General features: G+C 61.5%; 14 protein-coding genes. 6 read left to right on the plus strand and 8 right to left on the minus strand.

Going from position 1 to position 15,280, the window contains the following annotated elements; translation table 11 throughout:
- Positions 1 to 96: 96 nt before the first annotated feature.
- Positions 97 to 1,602: a butyryl-CoA:acetate CoA transferase gene (locus H6B30_RS00900; RefSeq protein WP_205106972.1), complete on the plus strand. Its 1,506-nt coding sequence runs from the start codon at positions 97 to 99 to the stop codon at positions 1,600 to 1,602.
- A 602-nt stretch (positions 1,603 to 2,204) separates the two neighbouring features.
- On the opposite strand, the gene H6B30_RS00905 is transcribed toward H6B30_RS00900, so the two are convergent.
- Positions 2,205 to 3,323 (minus strand): glycosyltransferase family protein, encoded by a 1,119-nt coding sequence (locus H6B30_RS00905; RefSeq protein WP_205106974.1) that lies wholly within the window; start codon positions 3,321 to 3,323, stop codon positions 2,205 to 2,207.
- Between the two features lie 248 nt (positions 3,324 to 3,571).
- On the opposite strand from H6B30_RS00905, the gene H6B30_RS00910 reads away from it, so the two are divergent.
- From H6B30_RS00910 to H6B30_RS00920, 3 genes are read left to right on the plus strand one after another with little or no spacing between them, the layout of a single operon-like run.
- Positions 3,572 to 4,003: a secondary thiamine-phosphate synthase enzyme YjbQ gene (locus tag H6B30_RS00910; protein WP_205106976.1), complete on the plus strand. Its 432-nt coding sequence runs from the start codon at positions 3,572 to 3,574 to the stop codon at positions 4,001 to 4,003.
- Positions 3,996 to 4,904 (plus strand): DMT family transporter, encoded by a 909-nt coding sequence (locus H6B30_RS00915; RefSeq protein ID WP_205106984.1) that lies wholly within the window; start codon positions 3,996 to 3,998, stop codon positions 4,902 to 4,904. Before H6B30_RS00910 ends, H6B30_RS00915 begins: the two co-directional genes overlap by 8 nt.
- Positions 4,905 to 4,920: 16 nt before the next feature.
- Positions 4,921 to 5,457, plus strand: coding sequence for an RNA methyltransferase (locus tag H6B30_RS00920; protein ID WP_205106986.1), 537 nt, complete (start codon positions 4,921 to 4,923; stop codon positions 5,455 to 5,457).
- Positions 5,458 to 5,595: 138 nt separating this feature from the next.
- Here the strand turns inward: H6B30_RS00920 and rd are convergent, their stop codons facing one another.
- The 3 genes from rd to H6B30_RS00935 form a co-directional block, all read right to left on the minus strand.
- Positions 5,596 to 5,757, minus strand: coding sequence for a rubredoxin (gene rd, locus H6B30_RS00925; protein ID WP_205106988.1), 162 nt, complete (start codon positions 5,755 to 5,757; stop codon positions 5,596 to 5,598).
- 39 nt (positions 5,758 to 5,796) lie between these two features.
- Positions 5,797 to 6,882 (minus strand): glycosyltransferase family 9 protein, encoded by a 1,086-nt coding sequence (locus H6B30_RS00930; protein WP_205106990.1) that lies wholly within the window; start codon positions 6,880 to 6,882, stop codon positions 5,797 to 5,799.
- A gap of 81 nt (positions 6,883 to 6,963) precedes the next feature.
- Positions 6,964 to 7,572 (minus strand): DUF4254 domain-containing protein, encoded by a 609-nt coding sequence (locus tag H6B30_RS00935; RefSeq protein ID WP_205107137.1) that lies wholly within the window; start codon positions 7,570 to 7,572, stop codon positions 6,964 to 6,966.
- A gap of 745 nt (positions 7,573 to 8,317) precedes the next feature.
- On the opposite strand from H6B30_RS00935, the gene H6B30_RS00940 reads away from it, so the two are divergent.
- A complete protein-coding gene (locus tag H6B30_RS00940) occupies positions 8,318 to 9,319 on the plus strand; it encodes an NAD(P)-dependent oxidoreductase (RefSeq protein WP_205107139.1) in 1,002 nt (333 codons plus the stop codon).
- 91 nt (positions 9,320 to 9,410) lie between these two features.
- On the opposite strand, the gene H6B30_RS00945 is transcribed toward H6B30_RS00940, so the two are convergent.
- The 4 genes from H6B30_RS00945 to trhA all read right to left on the minus strand — a co-directional run bounded on the left by H6B30_RS00945 (position 9,411) and on the right by trhA (position 14,267).
- A complete protein-coding gene (locus H6B30_RS00945) occupies positions 9,411 to 11,012 on the minus strand; it encodes an RluA family pseudouridine synthase (RefSeq protein WP_205106991.1) in 1,602 nt (533 codons plus the stop codon).
- A gap of 66 nt (positions 11,013 to 11,078) precedes the next feature.
- The gene (locus H6B30_RS00950; protein ID WP_205106993.1) at positions 11,079 to 11,861 is read right to left on the minus strand and encodes a ZIP family metal transporter; all 783 of its coding nucleotides are present in this window, start codon (positions 11,859 to 11,861) and stop codon (positions 11,079 to 11,081) included.
- Positions 11,858 to 13,201: a C10 family peptidase gene (locus H6B30_RS00955; RefSeq protein ID WP_205106995.1), complete on the minus strand. Its 1,344-nt coding sequence runs from the start codon at positions 13,199 to 13,201 to the stop codon at positions 11,858 to 11,860. The genes H6B30_RS00950 and H6B30_RS00955 overlap by 4 nt, the downstream gene beginning before the upstream one ends.
- A gap of 418 nt (positions 13,202 to 13,619) precedes the next feature.
- Positions 13,620 to 14,267 carry a PAQR family membrane homeostasis protein TrhA gene (gene trhA / locus H6B30_RS00960; RefSeq protein ID WP_205106997.1) on the minus strand — a complete coding sequence of 216 codons (648 nt, stop codon included), beginning with the start codon at positions 14,265 to 14,267 and terminating at the stop codon, positions 13,620 to 13,622.
- Positions 14,268 to 14,654: 387 nt separating this feature from the next.
- Between trhA and H6B30_RS00965 the strand changes: the two genes are divergently transcribed.
- A complete protein-coding gene (locus tag H6B30_RS00965) occupies positions 14,655 to 15,245 on the plus strand; it encodes a porin family protein (RefSeq protein ID WP_205106999.1) in 591 nt (196 codons plus the stop codon).
- Positions 15,246 to 15,280: the final 35 nt, after the last annotated feature.

The raw sequence follows: 15,280 nt of genomic DNA on the forward strand, positions 1-15,280 counted from the left end.
AATAGTGGCTTTTTTATTTTGCCTTCCCATTGATTTTCAGTAAATTTGCATCGTTTAGGCACTGACAAATACACAAACTCAAATACCTATCAAGATATGGCATATACACGACTGACTGCTGCCGAGGCCGCAGCATTGATTAAAAACGGAGAGAACATTGCGCTCAGCGGGTTTACACCTTCGGGTGCCGCCAAGGCCGTCACAAAGGAACTGGCAAAGATTGCCGTAGCCGAGCACGAGGCGGGGCGCGAGTTCAAGGTTGGCATATTCACCGGGGCGTCTACCGGTCAGAGCACCGACGGCGACCTGTCGAACGCCATGGCCATACGCTACCGTGCGCCCTACACCACCAACTCCGACTTCCGCCGCCATGTTAACGCGGGAGAGATTGCCTACAACGACATTCACCTGAGCCAGATGGCGCAGGAGCTGCGCTACGGGTTCATGGGTCAGGTGGACTGGGCCATACTCGAAGTGTGCGACATGGAGGAGGGGGCAGACACCTGCAAGGCCTACCTCACCTCGGCCGGGGGCATCAGTCCGACGGCGGCCAGGCTGGCAAAGCACGTCATCCTGGAGCATAACACGTTCCACAGCGTGGGCGCCAAGTACCTGCACGACGTCTATGAGCTGCAAGACCCGCCCCTGCGCCAGCCGATACCGCTGACGAAGGTGAGTGACAGGATAGGCAAGCCGTATGTCGAGATTGACGCCAGGAAGATTGTGGGAGTGGTGGAGTGCAACATCCCCGACGAGGCAAGGGCCTTCAAGGGCGAAGACCCCGTGACCTCGCAGATAGGCCACAACGTGGCCGCATTCCTGATGCAAGACATGAAGAGGGGCATCATACCGCAGTCGTTCCTGCCGTTGCAGAGCGGGGTGGGCACTACGGCCAACGCCATACTGGCCGCCCTGAGCCACGACAAGAGCGTGCCCGACTTCAACATCTTCACCGAGGTGTTGCAGGACGCCGTGGTCGAGATGATGCTTGAGGGCAGGGTGAAGGACGCTTCGGCCTGCTCGCTCACCGTGACCAACGAGAGCCTGGCCCGCGTTTACGACAACATAGACTACTTCCGCCAGCACCTTACGCTGCGCCCGAGCGAGATTTCCAACTCGCCCGAGCTAATACGCCGCCTCGGGGTGATAGCCATCAACACCGCATTGGAGTGTGACATCTACGGCAACGCCAACTCTACGCACATCAGCGGCACCAAGATGATGAACGGCATTGGCGGCTCCGGCGACTTTGAGCGCAACGCCTACATAAGCATATTCACATGCCCGTCGGTGGCCAAGGACGGACTGATAAGCTCGATTGTGCCCATGGTGAGCCACCACGACCACTCGGAGCACGACGTCAACGTGATTGTGACGGAGCAGGGTGTGGCCGACCTGCGCGGCAAGAGCCCCATGGAGCGTGCCCACTGCATCATTGAGAACTGCGCGCATCCCGACTATCGCCCGCTGCTGCGCGACTACCTGAAGCTCGGGTGCGGCGGCCATACGCGCCACTGCCTCACGGCTGCCTTCGCCATGCACGACACGCTGGCCCGCAAGGGTGACATGAGGCTTACCGACTTTGCCGAATATGTGAAGTGACAATGGCACGGCCGGTGCATGGCCCGTGGCCCTTTGGAGGGGCTGCGGGGTGGCCGGCATGCGTAGGAAATGGCGGCAGGCTGTGGCGACGACCACGGCCTGCCGCTCTTTTTTGTGCCCTATGACCATGGTGCCCCCGTGCCCCGGCCTGTCGCCGGCGTACGGATGCCGTGGGGCAGAGGCATGGATGGAGCAGGATGAAGGCTTGCCGGCAGTAGGGGCTTACGCTTGCTTGATGCTTGCCGGCAGCTTTTCCCACCTTTCCGGCATGTTGTTTTCCGCCCGGCCTCGGCGCGGCACGCCATGCATCAGGCCTCGGCGAAGGCCTGTTCCTGCGCCTGCACGACAGCATCGGTGGTGGTTATTGGAGGCATTTTTTGCAAAATGCCGCGGGGTTGGCCTTTGTTTGCGTAACTCGTTGTGTGCCAGGTGGTTGGCAAAACGGCCCGTTTTGCAATGCAGAACGGGCCGTTTTGCCGGGCCGTATGGCCCATATTGAGTAGCCATACGGGCCGTTTGGCAATGCCGTGCGGCCGCAGGCGCCATCAGCCGCGGCCGTCGTGGAAAGGCAATGCCATGGCGAATGGCCCGGCGGAGGGCCGTCACTTGAACATGGTGCTTATCGAAAGCGGGTATACAGGCACCGTCTCGGCAGCCTTCTCCAGGCTGGGCACGATGTGGCCCGCGGCGCTGTCGGCCCATGCCTTGAAGCCTGCCGAGGGCTTGAACGTGGCGGCGAAGTCGGCCAGCCGGCCAAGGTCGAAGTCGTCGGCCACTATGCCAGCCCCGCATCGGCATGCGTCGTAGGCGTTGCAGTCTTGCTCTATGTGGGCCGGCACCATCATTATCGGCTTGCCCAGGTACATGGCCTCGCACACCGACTCAAACCCCGCCGTGGTGGCGTAGGCGTGGCACGAGGCGAGCGAACAGAGAAAGTCGTGGTCGTCGATGGCATGGAACTCGAGAGTGGAGTCAACCCGCGTCACGCGCCCGGCGCCCTTGCGGTCCCAGAAGAAGCGCAGCGGCACGCTCGGGTGCGACTTGTGCCACTCCTCAATGCTGCGCGCGAAGCCCGAGTTTACCATGTAGCCATGGATGTAGTTGCCACGCCTCGGTTTCATGGCCGCCACCTCGCGGCGCAGCAGCGGCGGCACCACGGCTATGCGCTGCGCCTCGTCGGCGGGCATGGGGCGGAACGACAGGGCCAACCGTTTTGTCGCCCCGAGGCTCGTCATGCGCGTGAACAGCCGCAGCAGGGCAAGGCTTGTGCGCCCGGCCCGCGGGAAGTTGAAGCCGCGGTGTAGGAACAGGTATTGGTGGCCGATGCTCACCTGCGGCACCGCGGGGCGGAAGAGGAAGTAAGTGATGCCCGTCAGCAGCTCGTAGAAATTGACCACCAGGTCAACGTCGCCGGCCTCGATGCGCTTGTGCAGCATCCATACGCTGCGGGCAAACTCCGCCACCCTCAGCACGTTGTAGGCCACGCTGCGCGGCAGGCTGCTCCGCTTGTTGGCCGGGGTGGGCAGGAAGTTGGGGCTGTCGAAGCGGCTCACCGGGGCTTTCATGCCCCTCGTGAAGAATGCGGGCAGCTCCCTGGCGCTGCTCTTTCCCACCAGGGCGCCAACCACCTCGTGGCCTTCGCGGCGCAGCAGGGCTTCCATCGTGAGGGCCTGCGTAAGGTGTCCGCGGCCCTCGCCCTGCACAATGAATAACACTCTCATATTCTTATAACGTTCAAAATGCCAATATATTATGTATGTCAAGGCGTGCCGGGCCACCGCCGGGCGACGTTGCGCCCGCTGTCCGTTGCGTCGGCGTAAAGTTACGGAGAATGTGTTAACCGTGCGTGTATTCTGTGTTAAAAAGGCGTTACGCGCCAAACATTATCCCATAATGCCCAAAAATCATTCAAACGTAGCATCGCCGTAACGCTTTTTTGACTAATTTTGCAGCCGCAAAACAAGAGACCATGACTGTAAGACAGACAGAAATCAAGCTCAGCCCCCGTCCGAGGGGCTTTCACCTCGTCACGCGCGAGGTCGTGGCACAGCTGCCGCCGCTGCCGCGGCAAGGCCTGCTCCACCTGTTTGTAAAGCACACCTCGTGCGGGCTTTGCGTCAATGAGAACGCCGACCCCGACGTGCGCCGTGACATGAGGGCCATCTTCGACAGGCTTGTGCCTGAGAACCGGCCCGAGTATACCCATACGCTCGAGGGCCCCGACGACATGCCCAGCCACGCCAAGGCCGTGATATCGGGCGTGAGCCTCACGCTGCCCGTCACCCGAGGCAGGCTCAACCTGGGCACGTGGCAGGGCATATACCTTTGCGAATACCGCGACTGCGGAGGCCCGCGCACGCTCGTGGCCACTGTCGTGGGGGAAGGGGGTGACGATGAATAGCTCTGTCAGGGGCGCAACCTGCGGCGTGATAGCCGCCGTGGCCTATGGCACCAACCCGCTCTTCTCGCTCAACCTGTATGCCGCCGGCATGGATGTTGAGTCGGTGCTCTTCTACCGTTTCGCCTTCGCCGCGCTCGTTTTGGCCGCAGCCATGCTGCTCACGCGCCACAGCCTTGCCGTGAGCCGCCGCCAGCTGATGGCCCTCGTGCCGGCCGGGGTGGTGTTCGCCATGTCGTCGCAGACGCTCTACCAGAGCTTCCTTTACATGGATGCGGGCGTGGCTTGCTCCATCCTGTTCATCTATCCCATACTCGTGGCGGTCATCATGACGCTGTTCTTCCACGAGAGGGCGTCGCTGCTTACCTACGGGTGCATAGCGCTGGCCACCGCCGGCATAGCCATGCTGTACCAGGGCGACGGCTCCGGCGCGCTGAGCACCGTTGGACTGATGCTCGTGGTGGCCTCTTCGCTGTGCTACGCCCTGTATATCGTGGGTGTCGACCATTCCGTGCTGCGCACCGTCCCGTCGGCCCGCATGACGTTCTGGGTGCTCGCCTCGGGCGCCGCGGTGTTCTTCGCGCTCTCCGGCTTCGGCGCGCGCCTGCACCCGATAGGCGCCGACCCGGCCGTGGTTGGCAACGTTGTGGGCGTGGCCCTCGTGCCTACCATCATACCGATACTGTTCATCAACATTGCCATCAAAGACGTCGGACCCACATACAGCGCCATCATCGGCGCGCTTGAGCCTGTCACGGCGCTGGTAATAGGGGCTTCGGTGTTTGGCGAGCACATCACCGGGCGCATAGCACTTGGCGCGCTTATGATACTGGTAGCCGTCACGCTGATTGTGGCGCGGCCGCTGCTGCACCGCCTGCCGCTTGGCGGAAGGTCGAATGTATGACGAAAATAGAGCCGTGATGAGAAAGTTACGTACTATAGAAATGGACAGGCTGACTGTCAGCGAGTTCAAGGATGCAGAAAAGATGCCGCTTGTCGTCGTGCTCGACGACGTGCGCTCGATGTACAACGTGGGCAGCGTCTTCCGCACGGGCGACGCCTTCCGCATCGAGGCCGTGTGCCTTTGCGGCATCAGCGCCACCCCTCCGAGCACCGAGATACACAAGACCGCCCTCGGCGCGGAAGACAGTGTGGAATGGCGTTATTACCGTTCGGCGTCAGAGGCCGTCGGCGATTTGCGCGCTGCGGGCTACGAGGTGTATGCCGTCGAGCAGGTGGTCGGCAGCACGAAGCTGCACCACTTCGCGCCCGAGGCGGGCCGCCGCTATGCCGTTGTGCTTGGCAATGAGGTGAAAGGTGTGCACCAGGAGGTGGTCGACCTGTGCGACGGGTGCCTTGAGATACCGCAGTTTGGCACTAAGCACTCTATGAACGTGTCGGTCACGGCGGGCATCATCATCTATCACTTCGCCCGCGGGCTGATGCTTTCCGACTGAGGCTGCCGCCCTGTGGGCGTCGTCCCGCCAAATGCCGTGGGCCGCGGTTATGGCCCATGCCGCCCCTTCGCCTATCAGCCGGGCGTTACAATAATGGCCGCGCAGCATCGTGCGCGGCCATCATCTTATAGCGTTGTGTCAGTCTTCGGGCTTGAAGTCGTCCTTGCCCACACCGCAGAGCGGGCACACCCAATCGTCGGGCAGGTCTTCAAACGCTGTTCCGGGGGCTATTCCGCTATCGGGATCGCCCTCTGCCGGGTCATATACATAACCGCAGGTCTCGCAAATGTACTTCTTCATAATTGTTGTTCTTTTAATTGATTGATATTTGGGTTTTGTTTATTCTCGTTCCCGCAAAGCCTTCTCCGAGGCCCTTGTCTTGGCCAGTACGAAAGCCATGCGTTCCACGATTTGTTCTGGTGGTATGTTCTTCATGCAGGCATAGTCGCCCCGCAGGCACGGCTTGTTGCCGTAGATACTGCACGGCCTGCATGGCAGGTCTATCTGCACGGCGCGGTCGGCGGCCTGGTTCCAGCCCATGAATCCCGCTGCCGGGTGTGTGGCTCCCCATACGCTGACCACCGGTGTGCCCACTATTGAGGCCAGGTGCATGTTGGCGCTGTCCATGGAAAGCATCAGGTCGAGGTGGCTCATTAGTATAAGCTCCTGTTGCATGGCCTCGAGGTGGCGGCTGACGTTGACGCACCGGGGCTCCTCGGCGCACCACTTGTCGAACGTGCGCTCCTCTTCCTGGCCGCGGCCGAACAGGAACAGCCTTGCCGAAGGGAACCGCCCGACCACCATGCCTATCACCTGGCGCATCAGGCGCTCCGGGTATACCTTGCCTTGGTGGGCTGCAAACGGCGCGATGCCTATCCACTGCTCGTAGTTTTTCTTCGGCCCGATGACGGCGGGCAGCAGGTTCAGGTTCCCGCCTTCTTCCGGGAAGATGGACCGGAAGCCCAGTGTGACCGGGTAGCCCAGCCGCGCCAGCGTGTCGGCGTAGTTCTTGAACGGCGTAGGCAGCTGCTCGAGGCGCTTGTGGTGCTGCGCGGTGAGCTGTTTGCGCAGCCTCCTGTGCTTGTCGATGTGGGCCACCCTGTATCTTTCGACGTTGAATCTCATGCGCAGGTATTCGGAGCGCAGCACGTCGTGGAAGTCGGCAATGGCCGTGAAGTTCTTAGCTGTCAGGCGCCGGTACAGGGCGTTGAGCCCCCTTATGCCGTGGTACTCGTGCTTCACGTCGGCCTCCATGAAGCTGACGTTGGGCGCCAGGTCTTCAAAGAAAGCCCTGGCGTAGCCTTTGCTGAGCACTGTTATGCGCACGTCGGGGTAGGCCTTGGCCAGCGAGTAGACCACGGGCACGGTCATGGCCACGTCGCCGAGCGATGAGAACCTCATTATGAGGATATGCTCTTTCTTCATTCCTCAGCTTGTTTTCTGCATCCCGTCATTTCCCCGGCTGCGGCCATCGGCAGGCGCGTTGGCGTCGCCTTGGTTGCCTGCTCAGCCTTTGTTGCCATATAGCACGGGGTTTGTGGTGGGGTCGTTGTACATCTTCATTTGGCGGTACACCTTCATGTACTTCCTGCCGGCCTCAATGTCTTCGAGCAGTTGGTCGATGGCGGTGGTGAGGTCTGAGCGCTGTTCCTCGAGCACGGCCAGCTTGGCTGCGCACCGTGAGCGGTGTTCGTCGGTGGCCTCGGGCCTTTTCGACTCCTCGCTCATGTGGTAAATCTTCAGTGCCAGTATCGAGAGCCTGTCCACGGCCCACGCCGGGCTCTCGGTGTTGAGGCGGGCGTCGGGCAGCGGCTTCACCTCGCTGTAGGTGTGGCGGAAGTGGCTGTCTATCTGCTCCACCAGGTCGGTGCGGTCTTGGTTGCTGCGGTCTATGCGGCGTTTCAGCGACAGCGCGTCGGTGGGGGCGATGTGTGGGTCGCGTATTATGTCCTCCAGGTGCCATTGCACCGTGTCTATCCAGCACTTCGTATACAGGCTGTGGTCTATCGAGTCACGCTTGTATGGGTTCTGGATGGGCGTATCTACGTTGTCCGTCAGGTGGTAGTCGGCCACGACTTTGTCGAAGATTGCGTTGCAGTGTTCTGCGAATGACATTTCTTTCATCTTTGTTGTTTGTGCCCGCTTCGGCTTGCCTTGGCGGGCGTATTTATTTGCAAATCTAAACAAACTTTTTTAATCGCCCAACTATATTGAAGAGTTTTTCACTTCATTCCAATCTTTTTATATATATTTTGCGTGTTTCCTGCCATCTTTTTTGTTGTTTGCCGGCCTTGCGCGGCGGTTGTTTTTCGCTGTGGCTGGGGCTTGCCCTTGTGGCGGTTGGTTTTTTCCGGAAATGTTAAACACATGGAAATATCATTACAAGTGTGTGCGTGGGAATGGTGTTTCCGGCGGCCGTGCTGCCTGTTGCGGCAAATGCGCCATTCTCGAGGCTGCTGCCGTAAACCGTTGAGCTGCTGTGGTTTGCCCCTTGCCTTTCGCATCCTGTGCTTGGCCATGGGCGGGGTTGCCTGGCTTTTTCGTTGTAAAAAGGGCAACAAATGTGGGTTATCTGCCACTTCCGCGAGCCTCGCCACGATGCATTACGGCCTTTATTGCAAGGCCGAACGGGCCGTTTGGTGTTATGGCGGGGGGCCGTTTGGCGTCGGTGCGCGTGTGTTTTCGCGATTCCGCATGCCCTTTTTCGTCTTGCCGTACTTGGAACACGGCGTGATGAAATGTTAAATTTCCGCACTATATCTTTACAGTATGCCGCGCCGCCACTGTTGCCGTGCCGTAGCCATTGTGCCGCGATGGTTTTGCCGGTTGGTTTTTTTTGTGTACTTTTGCCACCATGGACATAAAGATAGTTATAGACGACAAGATTCCCTACATACGCGAAGCGGTGGCCAAGCTCACCCCTCGTGTTGTTTACAAGCGCGGTGCCGACATCACCGCCGCCGACGTGAGAGACGCCGACGCGCTCATTGTGCGCACCCGCACGCGCTGCGACGAGCGGCTGCTCGCCGGCAGCCGTGTGAGGTTTGTGGCCACGGCCACCATCGGTTTCGACCATATCGACACGGAATACATGCGGCGCGCCGGCATCAGCTGGACCAACTGCCCCGGGTGCAACGCCTCTTCTGTGGCCCAGTATGTGCGCTCCTCGTTGCTGCTGCTGCGTCGCGACTGCGGCCTTGAGCCCTCAGGTGCCACCCTGGGCGTGGTGGGTTGCGGCCACGTGGGGCGGCTGGTGTGTGGCGTCGGGCGCGAGCTGGGCATGCGGGTGCTTGTGTGCGACCCCCCGGTGGGCGCCCCTGGATATGTGGGCATGGACGTCATCGAGCGCGAGGCCGACGTCATCACGTTCCACGTGCCGCTCACCGACGGAGGCCCGTGCCCCACGCGCCATCTGGCCGACGCCGCTTTCTTCGGCCGCCTGGCCCGAAGGCCGTTCCTGGTAAACACGAGCCGCGGGGCGGTGGTAGACAACGCGGCGCTGAAAGAGGCGCTCAGGGAGGGCCGGGTGCGCCAGGCTGTCATCGACACTTGGGAGAACGAGCCTGGCATCGACCCGGAACTGCTGTCGCAGGTGTACATAGGCACGCCCCACATTGCGGGGTATTCGGCCGACGGTAAGGTGAATGCCGACAACATGGCCATTGATGCGCTGTGCCGTTTCTTCGGCCTGCCCAACCCAGGGCGCATCCATCCGCCGCGGTTGCCGGCCGGTTTTGTGTATGACGGCGACCCCTTGCAGCTCTACAACCCGCTCGACGACAGCGACAGGCTGAAGCGCAGGCCCGACCTTTTCGAGCATCTGAGGGGCAACTATCCGCTGCGCCGCGAGATTGTTGATTAAAAACTGTTGCATGACCAAGGTGTCGGGGTGTCGGCTCGGGCTTGCGATTAAAGCCCGGGCCGTTGTTTGTGCGAGTGTCTTGGCGTAGGCCTCAGAAGGGCGCTTCGCTCCTGAAGCTCATCGCCTGGCCTGTGGCCGGGTGGCAGAACTCAATGCTTTCGGCATGCAGGCATAGCCTTTCGGCGCGCTGCCCGTACAGGGCGTCGCCCACGATTGGGGCGTTGAGCCCGTCGGGATGGGCGCAGTGCACCCTCAGCTGGTGCGTCCGGCCCGTCAGGGGGTGCAGCTCGAGGCGCACCCTGCCGCCGCGTTCGGCCATCACCCTGTAGTATGTCACGGCCTCGCGCCCTTGCTGCCGGTCGACCACCTGGCGCGGTCGGTCGAGCGGGTCGGGCCGCAGCGGCAGGCTGATGCGGCCCTCAGGCGGGCTTATGTGGGGCGCGTCTACCAGCGCGATGTATCGTTTCTTTACGCTCCGGCCCTCAAACTGCCGTTGCAGCAGCCTCAGGTCGCCCGGGCTCTTGGCCACCACGAGCAGCCCCGAGGTGTCCATGTCGAGGCGGTGGGCCACCAGCGGCTCTGCGCCGTCGCCCCATTTCATGCGCAACACGTCGGCCACCGAGCGTCGCCCCGTGCGCCCCGGCACCGAGAGCATGCCCGCCGGCTTGTCGACCACGGCTATGTGGCCGTCTTCATATATCGTCTGCAGCCTTCCGCCGTCGTCGCCTTCCAGCGGGTCGGGGTCTACGTCGAGGCCTTGCAGCATGTGTTTCAGTATGGGCAGGCACTTGCCCCGGCACGCCGGGTAGTAGTTGAGGTGGCGCCTTACCTCGGCCCTTGGCGACTCGCCCCACCAGAACTCGGCCATGCATAGCGGCCTGAGCGCGTGGCTGTAGGCGTATTGCAGCAGCTTGGGGGCGCAGCACTCGCCGGCCCCCGAGGGCGGGGCGCCGCCCGTCTCGGCAGCGAATATGTCGTTGAGGTCGCGTTGCTGCCCGAGCGCGTTGAGCATCCTGAACTGCGAGAATATCCATGCCTGCAGCTCGTCTGACATCTGCCGCCGCCTGGCCTTTAGCTCCTCGGCCTCGCGGCAGGCCTCGGCCACGTCACCGGCGGCCTCGGCCATGAGGGCGGCGTGGCGTTTTTTCATCCTCCGCAGTTCGGCTTTCATGTGCTGGCTCTGGCGCCGCAGGCTCTCCTCGTCGGCCCCGCCGGCCCTGAGCTCGTCGCGCCGGCGCTTCGCTTCGGCCATGCAGAGCCTGTAGCCGGCCTCTTCGGCCTCGCACTTGCGGCGCAGGTGGTCGAGCCGCTCGGCCGCCCCGGCTCTGTCGGCCCCGGCTTCCAGTTGCGCTATCCTGTGGTTTATGTCGGTTATCTCGGCCTCGCGCGTCTTGAAATGCCCGCCCGGGCAGAGTATGTCGAACACCGCCGGGACGAAGAAAGGCCAGTCGTTGCGCCCGCCTAACTGCCCGGAGTAGGCAGCCAGGTAGCCCAGCGTGCCGTCTGGTGCGGCTGCCACGAGCACCCCGAACATCTTTCCGCGTCCGGCCTCTTCGCGCCACTCGGCGGCCTGCGCAATGTGCCTCTGCACCTCGTCGGCGGCCATCAGGCACAGCGGGTGGGGCTCATAGCACATCGGGTAGGTGAACCTTGGTGGCGGAGCTATGTCGGTATGTAGTGTGTGAAAGCGCATGTCGGTGTGTTTTCGGCGCGGGGCGTCGGGCCTTTGGCGGCCCAGCCGCTGTTTGCGCCGTATGTTTTATCCCAATACAACGTCGAGCGTCATCATGAGCACAAAGCCGAGCGCGAACCCCACCGTGCTCATGTTGCTGTGCTCTCCGGTGCTTGCCTCGGGTATGAGTTCCTCGATTACCACATAGAGCATGGCCCCGGCGGCAAACGCCAGCAGGTATGGCATGGCCGGGGTGAGCCATGCCGTGAGCAGTATGACGGCCAGTCCGCCCAGCGGTTCTACCGCCCCGCTGAGGCTGCCTATGACGAATGAGCGCCAGCGGCTGTTGCCGGCGGCACGCATGGGCATGGATATGATGGCTCCCTCGGGCACGTTTTGTATGGCTATGCCCACCGACATGGCCAGCGCCCCGGCCGTGCTTATGCCCACATGGCCCTCGGCCGCCCCGGCCAGCACTGCCCCGACGGCCATGCCTTCGGGCAGGTTGTGGATGGTGACGGCAAGCATGAGCATTGCCGTGCGCGACAGCCGTGAGTGGGGCCCTTCGGGTTTGGACGTGCCGAGGTGCAGGTGGGGCGTGACGTAGTCGATGAGAAGCAGGAACGCCATGCCCGAAAGGAAGCCGACGACGGCCGGCACTATCTGCGGCGCGGAGTTGGTGTCGCTGTTGAATTCGAGCGCCGGTATGAGCAGCGACCACACCGATGCGGCCACCATCACCCCCGATGCGAATCCCAGCAGTGCCTTTTGCACTATGGCGTTCATCTCGTGTCGCATGAAGAACACGAACGCAGAGCCTACCACCGTGCCCATGAATGGCACGAGAAGGCCTAATGTTATTCCGTTCATAATCTGTTGATTTTAGTTACGGCCGTGCCTTTCAGGGCATCGCGGCCAATGTTGTGAAGTGCCTTCGGGGCCGTCAGCGTGTGCAGGTTCTTTGAGTATGCAAACGCCCCGGGGCCAACCGATGTCACCGAGCGGGGCAGGTGGAGCTCGGTGAGGCTTGTGCACGAGTTGAACGCGCTTGCCCCTATAGCCCTGAGCGATGCCGGCAGGGTCACGTCTATGAGGTTGAAACAGCCGTAGAACGCCCCCCGCTTTATCTCGCCCACCATGGCCGGTATGTCAATCCGGTTGAGGTTGGGGCACGAGGCGAAGGCGTAGCGGCTTATCTCGGGCAGCGTGAGCGGCAGGGCAACGTAGGTTAGGTTGGCGCAGCCGCAGAAGGCCGAGTCGGGCATGGTCAGTATCACGGCCCGGCTCAGGTCGATGGTGGCCAGCACGCCGCCCCTGCGGCCTTTCGGCCCACCGCCGGCGAGTGTCCTCATCAGGCGTATGTCGGCCCCGTTGATTGCCCCCGCCACCCTCAGGTGCCTCAGTGTGAGCCTGTCGGCGGGGCCTATGTGGGCGGCCAGCGTGCCGGGTCGGCGCAGCGTGACGGTGCGCGTGGCCGGTCGGTATGGCTCGGGTGCCACGTCGACCACCATGCGCTGGTTGAGCCTGTAGCCCCCCAGCGTGTCGGGGTCGTAGTATCCGTTGAGCTTCCCCCCCCATCCCCAGTTGACGTGGACGGCAGAGTCGCGGCATCCGTCGATGATGAACACGTGGGCGTCGTGGCTGTTGCGCTCGGCCCTGATGACCACCGGGCGCCCGGCCTTGAGCTCGCCGAACATCAGCCGTTTCCATTCCTGCAGCCCCTCGGCGCCGGCATAGTCGGCCTTGTCGGTTATGTGCATGTAGCGGCTGTAGCCGAAATACTTTTTCAGCCCGGCCACCACGCCGTTTATCTTGGTGGCGCTGGCGCTCTGGGTGTAGACGGTGCCCGCCGCCGTGCCGCAGTCGACGATGAGCTGCGCCACGGCGTCTTGCTGCCCGGTAGGCGTTGAGTCGGTTGCCGCGGCCGGCATGTCGGCCCAGTCGTAGGCCGTGCCTATCAGCCGGCTGCGCTGCGGGTAGGAGTAGCGGCGCATCACCTGGGCCATTACCAGGGGCCCGCATCCGGCGGGCGAGTGGCGCACTATGGTGTCAACCTGCTCCCACGGGCACAGCTTGTTGTAGGGGTGCTCCTGCCCCCACGACGTGTGCAGCAGCGGCTTCACTTCACTCGGGAACACAAATGCGCACTGTGCCATGGCCTGCAGGGCAAGCAGCACGGTGAGCGCGGTCACGAATAAAATGCGTTTCATGGGCGCAAAGGTAGGGATTTTAATCAAGAAAGAAGCACAAAGGGCCAAGAAAATATGTCCGCTTTGATGGCAATTGGCCGCCTTAGTGCGAAAAGACGGCTGTTGGCACTGCCGCCCTGCACTCGGCGCAGATGCCGGCCGCGGGCCTGCATGGCAGCGGCCGCGCCTGTCCGGGGCCGCGAATAAAGTTTACACTTGCGCCCTTTGTGGCGGCGGCAGTGTGGCTATGCGCTGCCAAACGGGCCGTTTGGCCCTGCCGTTCGGCCCATATCACAGCGCCGTTCGGCCCGTTTTGCAACTCTGTTCGGGCTGTTTTGCAACGCTCTGTCAACCAGGTCGTTGCGCTACGGGATGGCGGTGGTAACGCTTTCTTACAGAAATAGGCCGCCGGACAGTGGCGCGCCGGCTGCTTCCATTGCTACAGATGGCTGAACATCTGGGCCAGGGCCATGAGGTGGCAGAGCGTTCCGGCGAGCACGAAAAAGTGGAACACGCTGTGCATGTAGCGCCGCTTGTTGAGCGAGTAGAAGGCCGCCCCGCTGACATACATCACCCCCTCGGCCACTATCCACGCAATGGTGGCGCCGCACGTGCATGCCGACAGCGGGCCGAAGGCCGTCAGCACCGACAGCCCCATGCCCACGAAGCACAGCGTCTCGGTGTTGCTGTGCTCGCGGAGGTTGACAAACGTGGCTGCCGTGCCGGCCGCCGCGCACAGCCACACAAACGCAAACAGCCCCCAGCCCCAGCCGCCCGCCTCGCGCAGGGCCACCAGGGTGATAGGCGAGTAGCTCCCGGCTATGTGCCAGTAGATGGCGGCGTGGTCCACGCGCCGCAGCCGTTCGCGCATGGGATGGCGGCGAGGGGTGGCATGGTAGGCCGTCGATGCGGCATACGACGCCGTGGCCCCGAGGGCGTAGAGCCCCAGGCCCAGAGCCGACCACGGGCTGTCGGCCTGGCCGTAGGCTGCCAGCAGAGCCGCGCTGGCCGCCATGACGATGGCCATGCCGGCTGCGTGCGACCATACGTTGAGTCGCTCTTCGGTGCGTGTATACCTTATTGCCATGCTATGTTGCAGTGTTGCCTGTTGTCGCTCCGGGGCTGTTGACAGAGCCAAAGAGTGGTGCAAAAGTAACAAATAGCCCTGTTAACGGTTGCTTCTTTGGGTTAATTTAGCTTAATTATATGTATAATAACGTTATAATATGATTATTTTGTCTTACCTTTGGAAAACGCAATCTGTGTCGGCGGGCATTGCTTCAAGGTTTGCTTGCGCACGGTTTGCATTGCCGTTAAAACAAGGAAAGAGACAGGGAAAAATAGTTTCAGGTTAAAGTTAGGGTCACGAAAAAGTTACAATAAGTGAATTTAGTCATGCCTTGTCCGGGTTAAGGCGCCCTCGACCGGCATGAGGCATGAAGAGCAACAGCAGGGGGCGCGCAACATATGGGTTATGAAGAAGATATTACTGATGGCAGCCATCGTGCTGTCGAGTCTGGGTGTAAAGGCCCAGACGGAGCCGGGAACATTCACCCTTATGCCAAAGGTGGGTCTTAACATGGCTAAGTCAGGTTTTGATGACACTAAGATGAAAGCCGGCGCTGTGGCCGGTGTTGAGGCCGAATACCGCTTCTCGCAGCTGTTCGGGCTCTCGGCAGGCCTCCTTTACTCTATGCAGGGTGACAAGGCCGACAAAGGTGACGGCAAGTTCAAGACCGAATACATCAACATTCCCATCCTCGCCCACATCTATGTTTGGAAGGGTCTTTCCATCAATGCGGGCATCCAGCCCGGCTTCATGACCAAGGCCAAGGAGGATTACGACGACATGAGCGTTGACGTGAAGGACGCATGCAACACCTTCGACTTCTCTATTCCCGTTGGACTTTCGTATGAGTTCAGCGACATCGTTATCGATGCACGCTACAATATCGGCGTCACCGACATATTAAAGAACAACACCGTTGAGTTTGACGAAGTAGACTACGACTATGGCAAGAACGGCGTGCTCTCGATAACCGTAGGCTACAAGTTTGCCCTTTAGGCTTGTTGGCCGGCCAATATATAAGGCGGTGCCCC

It is taken from the genome of Marseilla massiliensis (genome assembly GCF_016899955.1).
GTDB lineage: Bacteria > Bacteroidota > Bacteroidia > Bacteroidales > Bacteroidaceae > Prevotella > Prevotella intestinigallinarum.